Annotated in this window: 9 protein-coding genes; 6 read left to right on the top strand and 3 right to left on the bottom strand. The window is 72.3% G+C overall.

Annotated elements, in window-relative coordinates:
- Positions 1-12 precede the first annotated feature (12 nt).
- The 5 genes from C2U31_RS30120 (at position 13) to C2U31_RS30100 (ending at position 15,676) form a co-directional block, all read left to right on the top strand.
- Positions 13-681 carry a secretin and TonB N-terminal domain-containing protein gene (locus C2U31_RS30120; RefSeq protein WP_158658503.1) on the top strand — a complete coding sequence of 223 codons (669 nt, stop codon included), beginning with the start codon at positions 13-15 and terminating at the stop codon, positions 679-681.
- A gap of 66 nt (positions 682-747) precedes the next feature.
- On the top strand, positions 748-1,269 hold the full coding sequence (locus tag C2U31_RS30115) for an RNA polymerase sigma factor (protein ID WP_158658502.1): 522 nt from the start codon (positions 748-750) through the stop codon (positions 1,267-1,269).
- Positions 1,266-2,234: a FecR family protein gene (locus tag C2U31_RS30110; protein ID WP_103276150.1), complete on the top strand. Its 969-nt coding sequence runs from the start codon at positions 1,266-1,268 to the stop codon at positions 2,232-2,234. Before C2U31_RS30115 ends, C2U31_RS30110 begins: the two co-directional genes overlap by 4 nt.
- A 126-nt stretch (positions 2,235-2,360) precedes the next feature.
- Positions 2,361-15,086: a filamentous haemagglutinin family protein gene (locus C2U31_RS30105; RefSeq protein WP_103276149.1), complete on the top strand. Its 12,726-nt coding sequence runs from the start codon at positions 2,361-2,363 to the stop codon at positions 15,084-15,086.
- Positions 15,087-15,088: 2 nt separating this feature from the next.
- Positions 15,089-15,676 (top strand): RNA polymerase sigma factor, encoded by a 588-nt coding sequence (locus C2U31_RS30100; RefSeq protein WP_103276148.1) that lies wholly within the window; start codon positions 15,089-15,091, stop codon positions 15,674-15,676.
- A gap of 12 nt (positions 15,677-15,688) precedes the next feature.
- On the opposite strand, the gene C2U31_RS30095 is transcribed toward C2U31_RS30100, so the two are convergent.
- The 3 genes from C2U31_RS30095 to C2U31_RS30085 form a co-directional block, all read right to left on the bottom strand.
- Positions 15,689-16,639 carry a VOC family protein gene (locus tag C2U31_RS30095; protein ID WP_199770921.1) on the bottom strand — a complete coding sequence of 317 codons (951 nt, stop codon included), beginning with the start codon at positions 16,637-16,639 and terminating at the stop codon, positions 15,689-15,691.
- A gap of 206 nt (positions 16,640-16,845) precedes the next feature.
- Complete coding sequence (locus tag C2U31_RS30090; RefSeq protein WP_103276655.1) at positions 16,846-17,865, bottom strand: tripartite tricarboxylate transporter substrate binding protein; 1,020 nt, start codon at positions 17,863-17,865, stop codon at positions 16,846-16,848.
- A 78-nt stretch (positions 17,866-17,943) separates the two neighbouring features.
- Positions 17,944-18,798, bottom strand: a complete 855-nt coding sequence (locus tag C2U31_RS30085; protein ID WP_103276146.1) for a fumarylacetoacetate hydrolase family protein — start codon at positions 18,796-18,798, stop codon at positions 17,944-17,946.
- A 114-nt stretch (positions 18,799-18,912) separates the two neighbouring features.
- On the opposite strand from C2U31_RS30085, the gene C2U31_RS30080 reads away from it, so the two are divergent.
- On the top strand, positions 18,913-19,614 hold the full coding sequence (locus C2U31_RS30080) for a GntR family transcriptional regulator (RefSeq protein ID WP_103276145.1): 702 nt from the start codon (positions 18,913-18,915) through the stop codon (positions 19,612-19,614).
- Positions 19,615-19,619 lie beyond the last annotated feature (5 nt).

Here is a 19,619-nt window from a genome sequence, read left to right as displayed (position 1 = left end):
ACTATTCCTGCCATGGCTCACTTTCGAGGCGCGCGCGGCGCGCGGTTCCTGACTCGTTGCCTCCTGCTCGTCGCGGCATTGGCGGCGCGCGGCCAGGCGGCGCCGGGCGGGGACGCGCAGGGCCTGCGCTTCTTCGACATCCCGGCGCTGCCGCTGGCCGAGGCGCTGCAGCGCTTCACCGCCAGCACCGGACATTCCGGGTTGTACGACAGCGGGCTGGTCGCGGGCAGGCGCTCGCGCGGCGTGGCGGGGCATTACACGGCGGAATCGGCGCTGCGGCTGATGCTGGGCGATTCGGGCTTGCAGGCGCGCTACGGCTCGCCGGACACCTTCACGCTCGCCGCCGTGGCGACAGCCGCGCCGGGGCTGGCCGAGACGCTGGCGGCGCGGCAGCGCTACTACGGCAAGCTGCAGGCCGCCATGCGCGCGCTGCTTTGCGGCGACCCGGATGTGCGCCCGGGCAGCTACCGCGCGGCGGTCAGCCTGTGGTTCGGCGACAGCGGCCAGGTGCGGCGCGTGCGCCTGCTGGATTCCACGGGTTCGCCCGAGCGCGATCAGCTGCTGACGCAGCGGCTGGGACGATTGAAACTGGACGAGGCCGCGCCGCCGGGCGTGGGCCAGCCCATCACCTTTGTGATCCGGCCTGGGCAGGCCGCGGCCACCGGAGATTGTCTTGCATAACGGCAAGAGCGCGGACGCGTTCCGCCAGGACCGCCATCCCGGTCCGCCATGCCAGGGACCGGCCCCATGAAGGACGGCGGCCTGGCTTCGTTGCGCAAGTCGCTGGTCACCCACTATGACCGGCTCAAGCGCCGCCTTTCCGCCCGCCTGGGCAATGACGAGCTGGCGGGCGACGCGTTGCAGGACGCGTACCTGAAGCTGGACGGCGTCGCCGCGCCCGAGGCGGTGCGGCAGCCCGAGGCCTACATCTACCGCATGGCTTTCCACATCGCCGCCGACTACGCGCGCTCGGGCGATGAAAGGCTGACGCGCGCCGAGGCCGACGAGATCCTGGGGCTGACGCCCGACGCCGCGCCCGGTCCGGCCCAGATCGCGGAGGACCGGCAGGCGCTGCAGACCCTGATGCGGGCGCTGGAGCGCATGCCGGAGCGCCAGCGCGAGATCCTGCTGGCGGCGCGCCTGGACGGCGTCACGCAAAAGGAGCTGGCGGCGCGGCATGGCATTTCGGTACGCATGGTGGAGCGCGAGCTGCAGCACGCGCAGGCCTATTGCCGCGCGCGCCTGCCGTATTCAAGGTCGGATCGATGATTTTCAGCCGCTACTTCAAATCGGGCGCCAAGGCGCTGGACAGCGAGGCCGAGGCCTGGGTGCGGCGCATCCAGTCCGGGCAGGCCACGCGGCGCGACGCGCTGGCGTTGCGGGAATGGTGCGCGCACAGCGACGCGCACGCGGCGGCGTTCGAGCGGGCGCGGCGCGCCTGGGTGGACATCGGACAGGCCGGCAGGGCGTTCCGCGCCGCGCATCCGCGCGCGGCGGCGGCCGCGCTGGCGCGGCCCGGCCGCCGGGTGCTGCTGCGCGCGGGCCTGGCCGGGGCCGGCGCGGCAGCGGCCGCCGCCGCGCTGCCGCCGTTGGGCTGGTGGGCCAGCCTGGAAGGACTGGGCGCGGACTACAGCACGGCGGTGGGCGAGCAGCGCACCGTCGACTGGGACGGCGGGCAGGCCGTGGTCGAACTGGACGCGCGCACCCGCATGAACGTGGCCGACGGTCCGCGCCGCCTGGAACTGCTGGAAGGGCAGGCCGCGATCACCTGCGCCGAGCAGGGCCAGGGCCTGACCGTCGCGGCCGGCGCCGGCGAGATCCTGCTGGACGCCGCCAGCGTGGGGCTGCGCCGCAGCGGCGACGAGGTCACGGTTACCTGCCTGCGGGGCCGCGTGGATATCCGCCATCCCTCGCGCGAACTGGCGCTGGAAGCCGGCCAGCAGGCGCGCTACGGCGCCGTAGCGGTGACGGCGCCGGCGCGCGCCGACCTGGAGCAGGCCATGGGCTGGCGCGAGGGCATGCTGGTGTTCCGCGACATGCCGCTGGCCGAGGCGGTGGCCGAGATCAACCGCTACCGGCCCGGCCGCATCATGGTGCTGGACGATGCGCTGGCGGCGCGGCGGGTCAGCGGGCGCTTCCAGATCGCCCGGCTGGATCTGGCGATCGACCGGATCCGCGAGGCCTTCGGCGCGCATGTGCGCCAGCTGCCCAAGGGCATCGTGTTATTGAGCTGACACAAAAGATTCACGAAAAAACCAGTTCGGGTTCCGGGCGGGCAAACACGACAGGAGATATCGCAGGCGAGCGGCCCGAGTCACACCGGGCGCGCGTCATCCGGTCCCCAACCTGAGTCCGTTTCCATGCCCGGCCACATCCGCACTCCCTCCCGCATCCGCAACCGCTCCGCCGCCAGCCTCAAGGGCCGGCTGGCGCCGCGCCGCACGCCGCTGGCGACCGCGCTGGCCTCGCTCGCGCTCGTCGGCGCGGGCGCCGCCCATGCCCAGCCCGCCGCGTTCAGCAGCGGCTGGTTCGCGGCCAAGGGCGCGGCGCAGGCCAACACGGCGGTCACGGGCCGCCTGCCCAACGGGCAACCGGCGCTGGGGCTGCCGGACGGCGCGCGCCAGTCGCAGGCCGCGCGCGAGCAGCTGCAACGCTCGGTGGGCAACCTGGGGCGCACCGCCGCGTCGATCGCCGCGCAGCAGGCGGCCCAGCGCGCGGCCCGCGACGCCGCGCCGGCCACGGGCGGCGCGGCGCCGGACGGCCTGGCGGAGGGCGGTCTCAAGGTGGACGCCAATCCCCTGACCGCCGGCTGGCGCAACGCCAGGGCGCCGGTGCAGACCGCCGCCAACGGCCGCGTCAACGTCGCCATCGAGCAGACCGGCGAGAAGGCCATCCTGAACTGGGAGACCTTCAACGTCGGCCGCAACACCACGGTGCAATTCCGCCAGGATCCGAACTGGGCGGTGCTGAACCGCGTCAACGATCCGAAGGCGCGCCCCTCGCAGATCCAAGGCCAGATCAAGGCCGACGGCACGGTGATGATCGTCAACCGCAACGGCGTGGTGTTCGACGGCGGCGCGCAGGTGAACGTGCGCAACCTGGTGGCCGCGGCCACGCGCCTCAGCGACGAGCAGTTCCAGAACAACGGCCTGTACAGCGCGGACGGCAAGACGCCCGGTTTCACCGATGCGCTGGGCAAGATCGAGCTGCGTCCGGGCGCGGTCATCGAGACCAGCCGTCCTTCGACCGTGACCCAGTCCGGCGGCTACGTCCTGCTGCTGGGCCGCGAGGTCGACAATGCCGGCACCATCACCACGCCCAAGGGCCAGGCGGCGCTGGCGGCCGGCGACAATTTCGTGATCAAGCGCGGCCAGGGCACCGAGGGCAACGTCGCCTCGACCACGCGCGGCAATGAAGTGACGGCCTCGGGTGTAGGCACGGTGCGCAATAGCGGCCTGATCCTGTCGCCGCTGGGCGACATCACGCTGGCCGCGCGCCAGGTCGAGCAGGCCGGCGTGCTGGCCTCGACCACTTCGGTGGACGCGCGCGGCACCATCCATCTGAACGGCGTCGGCGCCGACGGCGCGGTGACGCTGCGTTCCGGCTCGACCACCGCCATCCTGGTGGACCTGGACGGCGCCACCGCGCTGGACGGGCAGCGCGACGCCCTGATGCCCGCCAGCCTGGCCACCGGCCAGACGCTGGGGCAGACCGACCCGTACCGCCGCGACCTGTCGCTGGTGCAGGTGGAGAGCGGCGGCACGGTCGACTTCCAGGGCGATTCGCTGACGCTGGCGACCGGCGGGCAGGTCGGGGTCAAGGCCGGCAAGCGCACGCTGGTGCGCGACGGCGCGCAGATCGACGTGAGCGGCGCCATCGGCGTGGCCGTGTCGATGGAATCGAACAATCTCAAGATCAACGTCCAGGGCAACGAGCAGCGCGACGCGCCGATGAACCGCGACAGCGGCAAGCTCAACAACGGCGATATCTGGCTGGACCGGCGCGAGCTGATCCGCGTCGCCAGCGGCAGCGGCGGTTATGACGGCGACCGCTGGTACAGCGGCGGCGGCCTGCTGGAAGTCGGCGGCTACCTGGGCACCATGGGCGTGCCGGTCAGCCACTGGCTGGCGCAGGGCGGCCAGGTGCGCTTCGAGGGCGCCGAGGTGGTGACGCAGAAGGGCTCCAGCATCAACCTGTCGGGCGGCACGCTGGACGTGCGCGCCGGCACCTTGCAGCAGACCTGGCTGCGCGGCGCGGACGGTCGCCTGTACGTGGCCGACAAGGCTCCGGGCGACGTGCTCTACACCGGCGTCTACCAAGGCTACGAACAGCGTTCCGCGCGCTGGGGCGAAAAGGCCACGCGCCGCTTCTACAACCCGCTGCTGGCGCCGCGCACCCGCTACGAGGACGGCTACACGGTCGGCCGCGACGCCGGCACGCTGCTCATCTCGACCCGCAGCGCCGTGCTGGAAGGCGATCTGGTCGGCGACACCTACCAGGGCACGCGCCAGGACCGCGCGCCGCAGTCCGGGCTGGACGGCTACAGCCAGTCGCAGCGCGCCGCCGCGCGCCGCGCCGGCCTGGTGGTCGGCAACGATGTGCGCTACTACGACACGGCCTCGCGCCAGATCTATTCCCAGCTGGGCGCCACCGGCGACACGGTGGCCGAAGTGGTGCTGGGCGCGGGGCGCGAGCGGGTGGCCGACGGCCTGGACCTGGGCGCCGCCTTGCCGCAGGAAAACAAGGGCAAGCTGTTCCTGGACGCGAACCAGCTCAACGGCTTCTCGCTGGGCCGGCTGCGCGTCGCGGCCGGACGTTCCATCACCGTCGATGCGGCCTTGCGCGGCGCCGATGGCGGCGAAATCACGCTGTATGCGCCGGATGTGGACATCAAGGCCAATCTGACCAGCCGTGGCGGCCTGATCCAGGCCGGCAACGTGCTGTATCAACCGTCGTTCCTGGCCGTGCGGCTCGAGGACTCGGCGCTGGCCCCGGCCGCCAACCAGCAGGCGCGGCTGCACGTCGCGGGCGGCGTGATGCTGGACGCGCGCGGCGTCTGGGCCAATCTGCTGCGGGACGCCGACGGCCTGGCCGGCCTGCCGGTGCGCGACGGCGGCCGCATCGCGCTGCGCGGCACCGGTGACGTGGCCGTGGACGCGGGCAGCGTGCTGGACGTGACCGCCGGCGCCTCGCTGTTGTCCGATGGCAAGCTGCAAGGCGGCAAGGGCGGCAACGTGACGCTGGCCTCGCATGTGCTGGGCCAGATTCCTTCCAACGGCGGCCTGCTGTCCTTCGCGGGCGAGGTGCGCGGCTACGGCGTCACGGGCGGCGGCACGCTGTCCGTGGCCAGCGGCGGCAAGATCGTGCTGGGCGGCCCCGTGGATGCACAGGACGCCACCACGCTGCGGCTGGACCCGTCGTTGTTCAGCACCGGCTTCGGCAAATACGAGATCAACGGCTACAAGGGCCTGACCGTCGCGGACGGCGCACGGATCGACGTGCTCATGCCGGTGCTGCGGCTGGAAGGCGGCGCCGCGCAGGCGCCCGGATCGGGCGCCCCTCCCGCCGACGTCCTGACGCGCTGGACGCCGGCGCTGTACACCGAGGACGCGCTGCGCGGCACGCTGACGCAACGCGCCGGCGCCGACCTGGCGCTGTACTCGGACCGGGCCGCGCAAGGCGGCCCCATCGTGGTGGGCGAGGGCGCGCGCGTCAGCGTCGATCCCGGCCGCTCGATCCAGATCCGTGGCGCGGACCAGATCACCGTGCTGGGCCGGCTCGATGCCTGGGGCGGCCGCATTTCCATCCAGGAGCCGCGCCAGGGCGAGCAGCCCTATGTGCCCAAGGCCAATCCCCGTTCGGTCTGGATCGGCGAGCAGGCGGTGCTGGACACCGCCGGCCGCAGCCATGTGGCGACCGACGCCAGGGGTCGGCGCTATGGCACGGTGCAGGCCGGCGGCGCCATCGAGATCGGCGGCACGCTGAACTGGGAGGCCGATGTCGATACGCGCACCCGTCCCATCGACCGCCACGTCATCCTGCGTCCCGGCTCGCTGCTGGACGCGTCCGGCACGCAGGCCGTGCTGGACCTGCCGGGACGCGGCGCGACGCTGGTCGGCTCGGACGGCGGCAGCATCGTGCTGGCCTCGGCCAACAGCCTGCACCTGGACGGCGCGCTGCGCGCGGCGGCCGGTTCGGCGCAGGCGGCCGGCGGCACGTTGGGCATTGCGTTCGGCGGTGCCTTCTACCAGCGCAACCTGTCGCCGGAACAGGCGGTGCTGCAGGAGCGCCGGCTGGTGCTGACGCAGCGCCAGGGCGAGAGCCGGCTGGCCGCCGGCCTGCGGCCGGGCCAGGCCAGCGCCGAGCTGGTCTACGGCACGGGCCGCCTGGGCGTGGACCGCGTCGAGGCGGGCGGCTTCGACAACCTGGCGCTCGATGCCAGCGTGTTCGCCGACGGCAACGTGACGCTGGCCATGCGCCAGAGCCTGCGCCTGTCGGGGGTGCTGACGCTGCGCGCGGACGCGCCGGCGGCCAGCGTGGTGGACCTGCGCGCGCCCTACCTGCTGTTCAATCAGTCGCGCTATGTGGGGCTGCAGGGCGCCGATTTCTTCGTGCAACTCGGACCCGAGCCGCTGAAGTACTTCCACAACGGCAACCGGCTGAACGTGTCGGCGAATCTGGTGGATGTGCGCGGCCTGCGCGACCTGATCGGCTTTGACGACGTGCGCTTCGACGTCCAGGGCGACCTGCGCATGGGCAGCCCGGGCTTTGTCGACCGCAGCATCCGCACCAAGCTGGCGGCGCCCGACCGCATGACGCTGAGCGCCGCGCAGATCTACCCGACCACCCGGGGCGGCGGCATCATCGCCGCGGGCGAGTACGTGGCAAAGGGGCCGCAGGGAGACATTTACAGCTACAACCCCAAGGCGGTCCTGACGATCCGGCGCGCCTCCGGCGATCTGCCCGCGGTGCCGTATGCCGCGTTCGGCGGGCTGACGTTCATGGCGCCGCTGATCGAACAGGGCGGCGTGCTGCGCGCGCCGCTGGGCAGCATCGTCTTCGAAAGCAACCCGCAGGCGCCGGGCACGGTACGGTTCCTGCCGGGCAGCCTGACCTCCGTCAGCGGCGCGGGGCTGCTCATGCCCTATGGCGGCACCGTGGATGGGGTGAAGTACCTCTACGCCGGCAACGAGGTGAAGCCGGACGCCACCGGTTCCTCCGGCTACGACGGCCGCAAGATCGAGATCCAGGGCAAGGCGGTCGAGGTGGCCGAGGGCGCCGTGCTGGATGTGTCCGGCGGCGGCGAACTGAGCGGCGGCGCCTTCGTGCGCGGACGCGGCGGCTCGGTGGACGTGCTGCGCTACGCCATGGCCGACGCCAATCCGGGATTCGGCTTCAGTCGTTCGGGCAACGCCGTCTATGCCATCGTGCCGGGCTTTGCCGGCAACCAGGCGCCGATCGCGGCCGACGCGGGCGCGGGCAGTCCGGCGGTGGGCCGGCAGGTGACCATCGGCGCCGGCGTGCCGGGCCTGCCGGCCGGCACCTATACGCTGTTGCCCTCGACCTATGCGCTGTTGCCGGGCGCGTTCCGCGTCGAGCTGGGCGCGCAGGGCGCCTATGACGCGTCCGCCGTGGCGCGCACGCGCGGCGGTTCCTGGGTCGGCAGCGGCTGGCTGGGCACGGCCGGCACCGCGCAGCGGGCGGCGCTGCCGACCAGCCTGCTGTTCACGCCGGGCGACGTGCTGCGGCGCCATGCGCAATACAACGAGACCTCCTACAACGCCTTCCTCCTGGCGGACGCGGCGCGCAAGGGCACCCAGCGCGGCCTGATGACCGTCGACGCCCGCGCGCTGCAGCTGACCCTGGACGAGGGCGCGGGCATGGGCCGGCAGCCGGCGCTGTCGTTCAAGGGCCTGGCGCGCTTCGGCGTGCCGAAGGACAGCGGCGGATACGCAGGCAGCCTGGTCGTCAACGGGCCGGCCCAGGGGCTTGAGATCCTGGCGGCGGGACAGGCGCCCATCCTCGGGCCCAAGGCCGCGGCGATCCAGGCCTCTGATCTGAACGCGCTGTCCGCCGGCGCGATGTTCCTGGGCGGCACGCCGGGCCGGGGCGTGTACGACTCGGGCCAGATGGACGTGTACGCCAAGAACACGCAACTGCTGGTGCGCAGCGGCGCCGTGCTGTCGGCACCCGAGATTTTCCTGTACGCGGCCTCCGGCGGGCGCGGCATCGTGGTCGAGCAGGGCGCGACGCTGTCCACGCTCGGGCGCGGCGCGGCGGCGCTGGACGCGCGCACGGGCACGTACTACGCGCTGACCTCGGGCGCCTTGCTGGCCGTATCGAACGGGCTGGTGAACCTGATGGCGCCCAAGGGCGGCGCCGGCACCGCCATCGACGTGGGCGGCTGCGTCGCGGCCTGCGGCGGCGCGTCCCTGCTGCTGTCCGAAGGGTCCATCGGCGCGGCCACCAGCGGCGGCTTCACCTGGCGCGACACGGTGCAGTACGGCACGCGCAACCTGGCGCTGAGCGTATCGGCCGTCAACCTGGGCAGCGCCCAGGCCTTGCAGCAGGCCGGCGCGGCGGGCCACCTGCCGCCGGGCCTGGAGATGAACCAGGACGTGCTGGCCACGCTGCTGCGTGGCAATACGGCGCTGGGCGCGCCGGCGCTCGAGAGCCTGATCCTGAACGCGAACGAATCGATCAACGTGTACGGCGCGGTGGCGCTGGACGCGCGCGGCGCGGGCGGACGCTCGCTGCAGCGGCTGGTGCTGGGCGCGCCGGCCATCTACGGCTACGGCGCGGCGGGCGACACGGCCACCATCGCCGCCGGCGAATTCATCTGGGCGGGCGCGATCGCCGCGGACCGCAACGGCATCAATGTCGGCGCCACCAAGCCGCAGGCGCCCGGCGGCGCCATGCTGGACCAGCTCGGGCACGGCAAGCTGAACGTCGTGGCCGACACGATCCGGCTGGAGTCCTCGCCGTATCAGCTGCCGAACGATCTGGTGACGGCCGAGCGCCTGCTGCTGGGCTTTTCCTCCGTGACCCTGGACGCCGCCAAGATGATCGCGGGTCGGGCCCGGGGCGGGCTGTCGGTCTATCACGAACAGGACGGCTACAACGCACAGGACGGCTGGCGCTATCGCGGCGGCGACCTGCTGATCCGCACGCCGCTCCTGACCGGCGAGGCCGGTTCGGTGATGACGGTCAAGGCCGGCGGCGCGCTGTCCGTCGCCGGCACCGGCGCGGCCGCGGCCGCGCGCGACGCGCTGGGCGCTACCATCAACCTGGCCGGCCGCAGCGTTTCGCTCGACACGACGGTGGCGCTGCCTTCGGGCAAGCTGTCGATCAAGGCCGACGACAACATCGCGCTGGGCGCGGGTTCGCGCATCGACCTGGCCGGCCGCGAGGTGCGTCTGTTCGACCAGCTGCGCTACAGCTGGGGCGGCGACCTGGAATTGCAGAGCATGGCTGGCGATATCACGCAGGCCAAGGGCGCGCTCATCGACGTGTCGGCGCGCAACAACCGCGCCGGCCGCGTGCAGGCCATCGCGCTGGGCGTCTCGGCGGGCCGCATCGACCTGGGCGGCACCTTGCGCGCCACGGCCTCCGGCCGCTATGACGCGGGCGGCACGCTGGTGCCGTATGAAGGTGGCGAAGCCGTGCTGCGCGCGCAGGCGCTGGCCGACTTCGGCGAGCTGAACGCCCGCCTGACCGAAGGCGGATTCTTCGGCGCGCGCCGCTTCCAGATCAAGCGCGGCGACCTGACGGTCGGCGACGAGCTGCGGGCCCGCAACGTCGAGCTGGTGGTCGACGGCGGCAGCCTCACCGTCAACGGTCGCATCGACGCCAGCGGTCCGCAGGTCGGCAGCATCCGCCTGGCGGCCATGGGCGACCTGGTCATCAACGGCGCGCTCGACGCGCATTCGACCACGCTGCGCGTGGACAGCTACGGCAAGATCATCGACAGCGCCAACCGCGCCATCGTCGACCTGACCTCGCGCACCGGCACGCTGTCGCTGGGCGCCGGCGCCCAGGTGGACCTGCGCGCCGGCGTCGGCGCGCAGAACAACGACGGCGTGGCTCGCGGCACGCTGGACCTGAACGCGCGCCGCCTGGGCGGCGGCGCCGAGCGCGGCGCGATCGCCGGCTCGGGCAACGGCGCCAGCGACGTGGCCGTGTCGGTCGCGGGCACTCCGCTGATCCAGGGCGCCAAGACGGTGGCGGTGAACGCCTTCCGCCGCTACGACGACGCGCCGCTGGCCGCCGCGCCGGACGTCACCGGCAAGCGCCCGCAGGAAATCACGCAAGGCTATCTGGACGGCATCGACGGCGAGAACCAGGCCTACATGAACGCCGCGCTGGCCAACCCGGCGGTGGCCGCGCGCCTGGCCGGCCTGGGCGCGTACAAGCTGCGTCCTGGCGTGGAAGTCGTCAGCGCCACGCCGGACGGCGACCTGACCGTGTCCGGCGACATCGACCTGTCCAACTACCGCTACGGCCCGGGCGCCGACCGCCTCACGCCCGCGCGGCGCGGCTATGGCGAACCCGGCGTGCTGGTGCTGCGCGCCGGCGGCAACCTGAATATCTACGGCAGCATCAACGACGGCTTCGGGCCGCCGCCGGAGTCGCCGGACGACGCCGGCTGGCAGCTGGTCCAGGGCCGTCTCGGCTCGCAGGGCATCACGGCTTTTGGCGGCGACCTGGTGGTGCCGATCGGCGGTGTCAAGCTGGAGGCCGGCACGATGTTCCCCACCGGCAGCAAGCTGAACTACGACCTGCCGGTCGCGCCCGTCACGCTGCCCGCCGGCACCGTGCTGCCCGTGGCGATGACGCTGGACGCGGCCCTGTCGCTGCCGGCCGGGCTGGTGCTGACCGGCGACGTCACGGCCGCCGACGGCCACGTGCTGCGCGCCGGCACCGTGCTGGCCGGCGAGCTCAAGCTCGCGCCGGGCGCGCAACTGGGCGCCGGTTTCGTCCTGCGCGGCGAGGCCGCCGTGCGCGCCTTCACCTGGCCCAAGGGCGTGCCGCTGCCGGCCGACTTGAAGGCCAGTGCGCAGATCACGCTGGCGCAGGGCTCGCTGATCCCGTCGCAGACCAAGCTGGTGCTGCTGGGCGGCAAGCCGGTGGACCTGCGGTCCAAGGGGCCGGACGGCAAGCAGGGCCGCAACTGGGCGCTGGCGCCCATGCTGGGCGCGGGCGCCAGCGCCTGGACGCTGACCGCGGTGGCCGGCGCCGACCTGGGCTCGGCCGACGTGCGCACGCGCAACGTCCTGAGCAAGGGCGATCTGGTGATGTCCGACACGCACTATGGCCTGGCGGGCCGGGGAACCGAGACCTCCAAGACCATCTTTGTCGGCGTGATGGTGCTGACGCCGCTGGGGGCCGAGGAACTGATCGGAGATCCCTCGCTGGCTGGCAAGCCGATCAAGCCGATCGCCGACGAATGGCAGCTGGACTGGGAAACGATGTGTTCCTGGGGCGCCTATTGCGAACCGGAACCGCGCAGGGTGACGGCCGCCGGATCGCAGCAGTGGGCGGGCAACGCCAGCTGGGTCGGCAAGACGGTGCAGGAAATGGCCGCCGCGCTCAACAAGACCGAGGAGGCCATCTGCGCCAACGCCGCCCACTGCGAGGGCGGCGGCACCTCGGAAACCATCATCACCCGCACCTACAAGTACGTCTTCGGCTCGCCCTTGTTCAGCGTGCTGCGCACCGGCGCCGGCGACCTGTCGCTGCTGGCCGGGCGCGACGTGGGCATGGCTTCGCTGTACGGCGTGTACACCGCCGGCACGCCCACCTCGCTGGGCGCGGCCGACGCGCGCTTCAACCTGGCGCGCGGCTATGACGGCAAGACCGGCGTGCTGGGCCTGATGCAGCTGGACGGCAAGTACGACGCCGCCCTGGCGTCTTACCGGGCCTGGTATCCCGACCACGGCGGCAACCTGCTGGTCGATGCCGCGCGCGACGTATACGGCGATGCCATGGGAGCCGCGGCCAACAGCGGCGTCGAGGTCGACTGGACCAGCAGCCTGGCGCGCTATTCCAGCACGATGACCGGCGCCTGGCTGTGGCGCCAGGGCAGCATCGGCACGCCGGGCGTGGCCGATATCGCGCCCAGCTGGTGGATCAATTTCGGCGCCTACACGGTCGATTCCCCCTACGGCGCCGGCTACAAGGAACCGAGGGTGGTGGGTTTCACCGGCTTCGGCACGCTGGGCGGCGGCAACGTCAGCATCGCCGCCGGCCGCGACGCGGGCGTGCGCGACGCGCGCGGCGACGCGGCGCTCTATGTCAACGGCATGGCGGCGCGCTCGCAAGGGCTGACCGCGGTGGTCGCCAGCACCGGCCGCCTGCTGGATGGCAACCTGGTGCTGACCGGCGGCGGCGATCTGGATCTGCGCGTCGGTGGCAGCCTCAATCCCACGCTGAGCGCCACCCAGCTGCAGGCGATCGGGCCGTCGCATACGGGCGGGTCCGACAACCTGGATCTGAACGGCGTGCTTGGCAACCTGCGCGGCCGGATCAGCCTGTCGGCCGGACAGATGGGCGGCATGGACCTGCGCTACGGCGACGGCTCGGGATTGCGCGCTCCGGATCCGTATGCCGTGGCCGGGGGCCGGGTCATGGGCGGGCCGCGCCTGGTGCTGGGCGACGCCGTGGCCTGGATCGACACGCGCGCCGACCTGGTGCTGGGCGGCGTCAGCGACCCCGGCCGCGTCACGCAGGTCAATTCCAGTCCCTACCAGATGATCGGCGCGGCGGATCCGGTCGTCGGCGGCGGCAACGGCTGGTTCACGCTGTGGACGCCGTCCACCGCGATCAATCTGTTCTCGGCCGGCGGCAACCTCACCCCGATGACCGTCAGCAACAGCCGGTTCCTGGGAGAAGAACTGTCCTCCGATGTCACGCGGGTGTCGGCGGACGGCCGACGCTATTTCGTGTATCCGTCCATCGTGCGCGCCGTGGCGGCCGGCGGCAACATCGTGTTGGCCGACAATGCCGCGGGCTACGACAACCCGGTGCTGTTGCTGGCGCCGTCGGCGGGCGGCCAGCTCGAGATGCTGGCGGGCCGCTCCATCCTGGCCAATGGCGCCCATGCCGTGTCGATGTCGGCGGCCGATGCGCCGCTGCCCACGCCCTGGCGTCCGGCCTTCAGCGCCTTCGAGGTCTCGAACGGCAATCCCATCCTGACCAATACCAGCAAGGATGGCGTGCAGCCTGGGTCGCTGGGGTACAACAAGCCGCTGTTCGTCTTCGGGCCGGCTTCGCCCACGAACCGCGCGCTGCACGCGGGCGATGACACCGTCGCCAGGTTCTACGCGGTCACGGGCGACATCCTCGGCCTGAAGAGCGGCGCGGTGGTCGACATGAGCAATACCGGCCGCAGCACGGACACCTGGTACGAGGCCGCCGTGCCGGTATCGGTGCGGGCGGGCCGCGACATCATGCGCCTGGATGTCACCGCGCTGCACAACAATGCGCGCGACCTGTCGCTGATCGAGGCCGGCCGCGACATCATCTACGCCAATGCGCAGGTGGCGGGCCCCGGCACGCTGCTGATGCAGGCGGCGCGCCAGGTGCGCCAGGACGACGCGGCCAGCGTGCGCAGCCTGGGCGCCATCGTGCGCGGCGATAACCGGCTTGGCGCGGACATCGCTGTGCTGGCCGGCGTGGGCGCGGCGGGACCGGACTACGCGGGCCTGCTGGCGCGCTATCTGGATCCGACCCGCGCGCTGGCCGCCGGCGAAACGCTGGGCGCGAATCCGGATCGCGTGGTGCGGTCCTACGGCGGCGAAATGACGCTGGCGAACTGGCTGCGCCTGCACTTCGGCTATCAGGGCGACGAGCAGGGCGCGCAGGGCGAGCTGGCGCGGCAGCAGGCGAAGGTGGACGCCCAGGCCGCCGCCGACGCCTCGCGCAAGCGCCGTGATCTGTCGCAGGACTATCGCCAGGAAAGCGAGCTGCACCTGGTGAACTGGCTGCGCAAGCAGCATGGCTACGAGGGCGGCCAGGACGGCGCGGCCGCGGCCTTCGCGGCGCTGGCGCCGGCGGAGCGCGGCATCTACGCGCGCCAGCTGTTCTTCGCCGAGCTGAAGGAAGGCGGCCGCGAGTACAACGAGGAAGGCGGCCAGCGCTTCGGCAGCTACCTGCGCGGACGCCGCGCCATCGCGGCGCTGTTCCCCGAGAGCGATGCCGCCGGAGGTCCGATCCGCTACGAGGGCAGCTTCACGATGTACGGCGGCGCGGGACTGCGCAGCAGTTTCGGCGGCAACATCCAGCTGCTGACGCCGGGCGGCCAGCAGGTGCTGGGCGTGGAAGGCGTGGCCCCGCCGGCCAGCGCTGGCGTGGTGACGCAGGGCCAGGGCAACATCCAGCTCTATGCGCAGGGCAGCGTGCTGCTGGGCCAGAGCCGCATCATGACCACCTTCGGCGGCCACATCCAGGCCTGGTCCGCGAACGGCGACATCAACGCCGGGCGCGGCGCCAAGACCACGGTGCTGTACACGCCGCCGCGCCGCGTCTACGACGCCTTCGGCAACGTGACGCTGTCGCCCACCGTGCCGTCCACCGGCGCCGGCATCGGCACGCTGGCGCCGATTCCCGAGGTGCCGGCGGGCGACGTGGACCTGATCGCGCCGCTGGGCACCATCGACGCCGGCGAGGCCGGCATCCGGGTGTCGGGCAACGTCAACATCGCGGCGCTGCACGTGGTGAACGCGGCCAACATCCAGGTGCAGGGCGAGAGCAAGGGCATCCCGGTGACCGCCTCGGTCAACACCGGCGCCCTGTCCAGCGCCAGCGCGGCGGCCTCCACGGCCACGGCGGCGGCGCAGGACGTGATGCAGCGCGACCGCGCCGCCTCGCGCCAGAATCTGCCGTCGATCATCTCGGTGCAGATCCTGGGCTATGGCGACGAGCAGCTGCCGGCCGGCCGCGCGCCGGCCAGCCCCAGCGTCGACGCCGGCAAGCAGGCGCCGATCTATCGGGCCGACAGCGTGTTCCAAATGGTCGGCGACGGCCCGCTGACGCCGGTGCAGCAGGCCGCGCTGACGCCGGCCGAGCGGCGCAACTGGCAGCCGTGACCATGGCCGCCATCACCGAGGCCCGCCCGGCGGAAATCCGGGCGGGCGCCGCCGGCGCGGGCGAGCCGACGGCGCTGCAGCGTTTCATCGCCAGCCACTATGACGACCTGCGTTGCCGGCTGGTGGCCTACCTGGGCAGCGAGGACCTGGCCGGCGACAGCCTGCACGATGTCTGGCTGCGCCTGGCCACCAGCCAGGCGGCCGAGGTGCGCAATCCGGGCGCCTACGTGTTCCGCATGGCCTGCAACCTGGCCGTGGACGGCCTGCGCCAGGGCTGGCGCGAAGTCGGCCAGGACGGCGATGACGCCGGCCTGCTGGCCGACGACGCGCCGGGTCCGGCGCAGGTGGCCGAGGCGCGCTCGGAGCTGCTGTCCTGCATGCGCGCCCTGCAGGCCCTGCCCAGCCGCCGCCAGGCCATCCTGCTGGCCCGCAGCGTGGAAGACCTGTCGCCGCGCGAAGTGGCGCTGCGCTACGGCATCACCGTGGACAGCGTCATGGGCGAGGTGCGGCGCGCGCGCCAGACGCTGGGGGCGCCGCAGGCGCTGCGGGCGGGCGCGGGGTCCCGCCAGCCTCGTTGCCTGTCGGCGTAGGACATCCGCCGCTCAGCCGTCCTGTTCGTGGTTCGTGATGAAGTCCGGGGGCAGGGCAGGCCCCCAGACGTACAGCGCGTCCTCGGGCGGATGGTCGGTCGCGGGCCATGGCGCGCCGGGCGCGACGAAATCGATGTCGTAGGAATACTCGGCGTAGCTGCCCCAGGGGTCGCGCACGTAGCGGAAGTAGTTGGAGCCCAGCACGTGGCGGCCGACGCCCCAGCCCTCGCCATGGCCCGCCGCGCTCATCTGTTCCATGCCCAGGCCCACGTCATCCAGCGAGGCCACGCACCAGCTGGTGTGGTGCAGGCCCAGGCCGCCGGACTTGGCCAGCGCGATCAGGTGATGGTCGCTGCCATGCGGGCTGTGCAGAAAGGCGATCACGTCGCCGGACGTGTCCGACACGCGCAGGCCGAGCACGTCCACATAGAAGCGCGTGGCCCGCGCCACATCGGCGCTGAACAGCAGGATGTGCGACAGGTACAGCGGCTGAACGCGCGGCGCGCGGCTGCGGGCGGGGGCGCGGCCGGCATTGGCGCAGGGCTGTGGCGGGGTCTGCGGCGCCGGCGCCGACGGCGAGGACTTGGGCGCGGCGCGCAGCTGTAGCGGCAGGCCGTCGGGACCGGAGATCCAGATGCCGCCATCGTCCGCGCCGGCGGGCGCGGTGATGCGCGCGATGCCCTGCTGATCCAGGCGTTCGGCGAAGCGCGGCGCGTCCCCCGCGTGGATGCCCAGGCTGAGCCACAACAGCCGCTTGCGTCCCGCTGCCTGCCGGATGCGGCCCCAGCGCTGCGGATGGCCGAAGGCGTACAGCGCCAGTCCGCCGTCCTCGTCGCGCACGTCCAGGCCGAAGCTCGCATAGAACTGCCGCGCGGCTTCCAGGTCGGGAACGCTGAACACGAACTCGTCCACCGAATGCACGGCAAGCCGCGCCGTGGCTGCGGTCGATGCGTCTGGGGTCATGGCTGTCTCCATTGCGGGCCGGCATCATGGGCCGGCGCTCGCGGTTGTCACTGCTCGACGACGATCTGCTTCGCCTGGTCCTGGTACAAGGGCGGCGCGTCGGCGCGGGCGCCGGCGGACAGCGACAGGCGGGCGGCGATGCGGAGGCCGGGATTCTTCATGGCGGGTCTTCCTGGCCGGGAGGGGGCGGCAATGGGAACGGGGCCTCAGTCGAGCTGCAGGCGCGCGACCATGGGGCCGAACTGCGCGAATTGCCGGTCCAGCAACTCACCCATCGCGCCGGGACTGGACCCGCCGGGCTCTGCGCCCAGGTCCGCCAGGCGCTGGCGCACGTCGGGCTGGCGCAGCGCATGCGCGACGGCGGCGTTGATGCGCGCGACCACCTCGTCCGGCGTGCGGGAGGGTGCGAGCAGGCCGTTCCAGCCTTCCGTCTCGATGCCGGCATAGCCCAGCTCGCGGGCCGTGGGCGTGTCGGGCAGGGCGGGCGAGCGCTGCGGCGAGGTGACGGCCAGCGCGGTCAGCGAGCCGGCGCGGATGTCGCTCAAGGACGAGGACAGCTGGTCCCCGCCCATCTGGATCCGGCCCGCCAGCATTTCGCTCTTGAGCGGCGCCGCGCCCTTGAAGGGCACGTGGATCATGGTGGCCTGGGCCTGCTGCTGGAACCACTCGCCGAACACGTGGATATAGGAGCCGGGGCCGGTCGATCCATAGGCGTAGTGCGCGGACGGCTGCAGCTTGAGCAGGGCGGCGAACTCGCGCAGGTCGCGCGCCGGCACCGACGGCGTGGACGTGATCACCAGCGGCACGTTGGCCACCACGCTGACGCTGCGCAGGTCGGCCGAGGGATCGAAGTTCAGCCGCTTGGCGCGTTGTGCCACCAGCGCGGCCAGTGGGTAGGAGATATTCGCCATCAGCACGGTGTAGCCGTCCGGCGCGGATTTTGCGACCGCGTCCGCGCCCAGCAGGCCGCCCGCGCCGGGGCGGTTCTCGATCACGACGGACTGGCCGAGCTGTTGCGACATGGGCGCGGCGATCAGCCGCGCGATCAGGTCGGTGGTGCCGCCGGCGGCGAAGGGCACCACGATCTTCACGGGCCGGGCCGGCCAGTCGGCGGCCTGGGCCAGGCCCAGGCACGAGGCCAGGCCGGCGGCCAGCAGCAGTTGGGTCCAGCGGCGTCGGACGGCGTTGCGCGCAGCGGCGGCGGGATGGGTAGCGGGAGTTTGCATGGCGGACATTCCAGGATTCCAGAGGGAGATCGGAACTACGCGGTCCGGCGCCGCCGGACCGTCATGCGCGCGGGACGTTCAGCCGGCCTTCGGCTGGTCCAGGATGTGATTGCGCAGCAGGCCGATGCGCTCGATCTCGACTTCGACCGTGTCGCCGGCCTTCATGTAGAGCTTGGGCGTGCGGCCGAAGCCCACGCCGGCCGGCGTGCCGGAGAAGATGATGTCGCCGGCCTGCAGCGTGATGGCCTGGCTGACGGTGGAGATCACCGTGGCCACGTCGAACAGCATGTCTGTGGTGCTGGCCGACTGCACGGTGGCGCCGTTCAGCCGGGTCTCCAGGCGCAGCCCGCGCCCGCCCGGTGGCAGCTCGTCGGCCGTGACCACGTAGGGGCCCCAGGCGCCGGTGCCGTCGAAGTTCTTGCCGACCGTCCATTGCGGCGACTTGAACTGGTACTCGCGTACCGAGATCTCGTTGCCGGCCGCGTAGCCGAACACGTGTTCCAGCGCGCGGTCCTTGGGAATGTCGCGGCCGCCCTTGCCCAGCACCACGACCATCTCGCCCTCGAAGTCCAGCGAGTCGCTGAGGGCGGGGCGGTGGACGATGGCGTTGTGGGCGCCCAGGCTGGTCGCCACGCGCAGGAACAGCGTCGGGTAGTCGGGCTGTTCGTAGGGGCTTTCCTTGGTGTGGTCGGCGTAGTTCAGGCCCACGCACAGGATCTTGGGCGGCTCGATCGACGGCGACAGGAAGACGGCCTGGTTCGGATCGACGTGGATCGTGGCGGCGGCGGCCAGGCGCTGGAAATCGGCCAGCCCGAGACCCTGGCGCAGCAGCGCGCCCAGGTCGGTCCCGGGGGCGGCCAGCAGGGCCAGGCGGTCTTGTTGCAGGGCGGCGGCGCAGGGCGCGCCATCGATTTGGACGGTGGCCAGTTTCACGGGATCTCCAGGGTCTGCGTGGGTGCCAAAATAATATGTATTAGGTAAAAATATATATATTCTGGTTTTCCCTGCACAGATTGAATTTCATAGCTGGCACGGCTATCGTCACGCATGCTTTCCGCCCCGCCTTCCTTTCGCACCGCCGCGTCCGCGCTGGCGAACGACATCCGCGCCGACATCATCTCGGGGCATCTGCCGCCGGGCGGCCGGCTGCGCATCAAGGAATTGTGCGAGCGCTACGGCAGCGGGGCGATCCCCTTGCGCGAAGCCCTGTCGCGGCTGGCCACCAGCGGTTTCGTCGTCGCCGAGGACCAGCGCGGCTTTCGCGTGGCCGACGTATCGGCGGCCGAACTCACCGACATCACCGACACGCGTATTCACGTGGAGTGCGAGGCGCTGCGCCGCGCCATCGCGCAGGGCGGGTTGGACTGGGAAGAGCGCCTGGCCGGCGCGCATTACCGGCTGGGCCGGGTGGCGCTGCGGCTGCCGGACGACAGCGGCCTGAACCCGGAATGGGAACAGGCGCACGCGGCCTTTCATTCCGCGCTGATCAGCGGCAGCGGCTCGAATTCACTGATCGCCATCGCCGAGCTGCTGCGCGACCAGACGGCGCGCTACCGGCATCTGTCGGTGGCGGGCGCGTCCGGGTCCGCGCCGGCGCCCGGACGCGACGTGGCGCGGGAGCACCGCGAGCTGCTGGAGGCCACGCTGGCGCGCGACGCGGTCCGCGCCTCGGACCTGCTGGCCGAGCATCTGCGCCGCACCACCGAGCTGGTGCTGGCGCATGCGTCGCGGCAATGGGGCGCGCGCTAGGGTTT

Source organism: Achromobacter sp. AONIH1, from assembly GCF_002902905.1.
Taxonomy (GTDB): domain Bacteria; phylum Pseudomonadota; class Gammaproteobacteria; order Burkholderiales; family Burkholderiaceae_B; genus Achromobacter.
Note: the sequence above shows the minus strand (reverse complement) of the source record. Positions and strands in the feature narration are given on the sequence as shown.

Excerpts from the sequence above, each read along its gene's own strand:
- C2U31_RS30095 (WP_199770921.1), bottom strand. The coding sequence starts at position 16,639 with ATGACCCCAGACGCATCGACCGCAGCCACGGCGCGGCTTGCCGTGCAT.
- C2U31_RS30105 (WP_103276149.1), top strand. The coding sequence starts at position 2,361 with ATGCCCGGCCACATCCGCACTCCCTCCCGCATCCGCAACCGCTCCGCC.
- C2U31_RS30090 (WP_103276655.1), bottom strand. The coding sequence starts at position 17,865 with ATGCAAACTCCCGCTACCCATCCCGCCGCCGCTGCGCGCAACGCCGTC.
- C2U31_RS30100 (WP_103276148.1), top strand. The coding sequence starts at position 15,089 with ATGGCCGCCATCACCGAGGCCCGCCCGGCGGAAATCCGGGCGGGCGCC.
- C2U31_RS30110 (WP_103276150.1), top strand. The coding sequence starts at position 1,266 with ATGATTTTCAGCCGCTACTTCAAATCGGGCGCCAAGGCGCTGGACAGC.
- C2U31_RS30080 (WP_103276145.1), top strand. The coding sequence starts at position 18,913 with ATGCTTTCCGCCCCGCCTTCCTTTCGCACCGCCGCGTCCGCGCTGGCG.
- C2U31_RS30120 (WP_158658503.1), top strand. The coding sequence starts at position 13 with ATGGCTCACTTTCGAGGCGCGCGCGGCGCGCGGTTCCTGACTCGTTGC.
- C2U31_RS30115 (WP_158658502.1), top strand. The coding sequence starts at position 748 with ATGAAGGACGGCGGCCTGGCTTCGTTGCGCAAGTCGCTGGTCACCCAC.